Genomic DNA, 2990 nt, shown 5'->3' with positions numbered 1-2990 from the left:
GCTACATATTATATGGTTAAGTCCTCGATCTATTAGTATTCGTCAGCTCCACATGTCACCATGCTTCCACCTCGAACCTATCAACCTGATCATCTTTCAGGGATCTTACTAGCTTACGCTATGGGAAATCTCATCTTGAGGGGGGCTTCATGCTTAGATGCTTTCAGCACTTATCCCTTCCGCACATAGCTACCCAGCTATGCCCTTGGCAGAACAACTGGTACACCAGCGGTGCGTCCATCCCGGTCCTCTCGTACTAAGGACAGCTCCTCTCAAATTTCCTACGCCCACGACGGATAGGGACCGAACTGTCTCACGACGTTCTGAACCCAGCTCGCGTACCGCTTTAATGGGCGAACAGCCCAACCCTTGGGACCGACTACAGCCCCAGGATGCGATGAGCCGACATCGAGGTGCCAAACCTCCCCGTCGATGTGGACTCTTGGGGGAGATAAGCCTGTTATCCCCGGGGTAGCTTTTATCCGTTGAGCGATGGCCCTTCCATGCGGAACCACCGGATCACTAAGCCCGACTTTCGTCCCTGCTCGACTTGTAGGTCTCGCAGTCAAGCTCCCTTATGCCTTTGCACTCTACGAATGATTTCCAACCATTCTGAGGGAACCTTTGGGCGCCTCCGTTACACTTTAGGAGGCGACCGCCCCAGTCAAACTGCCCACCTGACACTGTCTCCCGGGTCGATAAGACCCGTAGGTTAGAATTTCAATACAGTCAGGGCGGTATCCCACCAGCGCCTCCACCGAAGCTAGCGCTCCGGTTTCAATGGCTCCCGCCTATCCTGTACAAACTGTACCAAAATTCAATATCAGGCTACAGTAAAGCTCCACGGGGTCTTTCCGTCCTGTCGCGGGTAACCTGCATCTTCACAGGTACTATAATTTCACCGAGTCTCTGGTTGAGACAGTGCCCAAATCGTTACACCTTTCGTGCGGGTCGGAACTTACCCGACAAGGAATTTCGCTACCTTAGGACCGTTATAGTTACGGCCGCCGTTTACTGGGGCTTCAGTTCAGAGCTTCGCTTACGCTAACCCCTCTCCTTAACCTTCCAGCACCGGGCAGGTGTCACCCCCTATACTTCGCCTTACGGCTTCGCAGAGAGCTGTGTTTTTGCTAAACAGTCGCTTGGGCCTATTCACTGCGGCTTTCCGTTAAGAAAGCACCCCTTCTCCCGAAGTTACGGGGTCATTTTGCCGAGTTCCTTAACCAGAGTTCTCTCGCACACCTTAGGATTCTCTCCTCGCCTACCTGTGTCGGTTTGCGGTACAGGCACCTTTTATCTCGCTAGAAGCTTTTCTTGGCAGCGGGGAATCAAAGACTTCGCTCCATAAGGAGCTTCCCCATCACAGCTCAGCCTTCACGATAAGCGGATTTGCCTACTTATCAGCCTAACTGCTTGGACGTGCACAACCAATCGCACGCTTCTTCTATCCTTCTGCGTCCCTCCATTGCTCAAACGATAAAGAGGTGGTACAGGAATATCAACCTGTTGTCCATCGCCTACGCCTGTCGGCCTCGGCTTAGGTCCTGACTAACCCTGAGCGGACGAGCCTTCCTCAGGAAACCTTAGGCATTCGGTGGACGGGATTCTCACCCGTCTTTCGCTACTCATACCGGCATTCTCACTTCTAAGCACTCCACCAGTCCTTCCGGTCTGACTTCACTGTCCTTAGAACGCTCCCCTACCACTGATACCATTGGTATCAATCCGCAGCTTCGGTGGTGTATTTAGCCCCGGTACATTTTCGGCGCAGAGTCACTCGACTAGTGAGCTATTACGCACTCTTTAAATGGTGGCTGCTTCTAAGCCAACATCCTAGTTGTCTAAGCAACTCCACATCCTTTTCCACTTAATACACACTTTGGGACCTTAGCTGGCGGTCTGGGCTGTTTCCCTTTTGACTACGGATCTTATCACTCGCAGTCTGACTCCTAAGGATAAGTCATTGGCATTCGGAGTTTGACTGAATTCGGTAATCCGATGAGGACCCCTAGTCCAATCAGTGCTCTACCTCCAAGACTCTTACACTTAAGGCTAGCCCTAAAGCTATTTCGGGGAGAACCAGCTATCTCCAGGTTCGATTGGAATTTCTCCGCTACCCACACCTCATCCCCGCACTTTTCAACGTGCGTGGGTTCGGGCCTCCATTCAGTGTTACCTGAACTTCACCCTGGACATGGGTAGATCACCTGGTTTCGGGTCTACGACCACGTACTAAACGCCCTATTCAGACTCGCTTTCGCTGCGGCTCCGCCTCTTCAGCTTAACCTCGCACGGGATCGTAACTCGCCGGTTCATTCTACAAAAGGCACGCCATCACCCGTTAACGGGCTCTGACTATTTGTAGGCACACGGTTTCAGGATCTCTTTCACTCCCCTTCCGGGGTGCTTTTCACCTTTCCCTCACGGTACTGGTTCACTATCGATCACTAGGGAGTATTTAGCCTTGGGAGATGGTCCTCCCAGATTCCGACGGAATTTCACGTGTTCCGCCGTACTCAGGATACATTCAAGAGAGAACGAAGTTTCGACTACGGGGTTGTTACCCTCTACGACGGACCTTTCCAGGTCGCTTCGTCTACCTCGTTCCTTTGTAACTCCGTATAGAATGTCCTACAACCCCAAGAGGCAAGCCTCTTGGTTTGGGCTATGTTCCGTTTCGCTCGCCGCTACTCAGGAAATCGCATTTGCTTTCTCTTCCTCCAGGTACTTAGATGTTTCAGTTCCCTGGGTCTGTCTTCCTTACCCTATGTATTCAGATAAGGATACCATACCATTACGTATGGTGGGTTTCCCCATTCGGAAATCTTCGGATCAAAGCTTACTTACAGCTCCCCGAAGCATATCGGCGTTAGTCCCGTCCTTCATCGACTCCTAGTGTCAAGGCATCCACCGTGCGCCCTTTCTAACTTAACCAAACTAAAAATTAAAAAATATGAGCTACACTGTTATCTAGTTTTCAAAGAACATAC

General features: G+C 51.3%; 1 rRNA gene. It reads right to left on the bottom strand.

Annotated elements, in window-relative coordinates:
• Positions 1–12: 12 nt before the first annotated feature.
• Positions 13–2934 (bottom strand): 23S ribosomal RNA (locus ACS2QP_RS27280).
• Between the last annotated feature and the right edge of the window lie 56 nt (positions 2935–2990).

Origin of the sequence: Bacillus cereus group sp. Bce019 (assembly GCF_051781745.1) — a bacterium.
Taxonomy (GTDB): Bacteria; Bacillota; Bacilli; order Bacillales; family Bacillaceae_G; genus Bacillus_A; species Bacillus_A cereus.
Note: the sequence above shows the minus strand (reverse complement) of the source record. Positions and strands in the feature narration are given on the sequence as shown.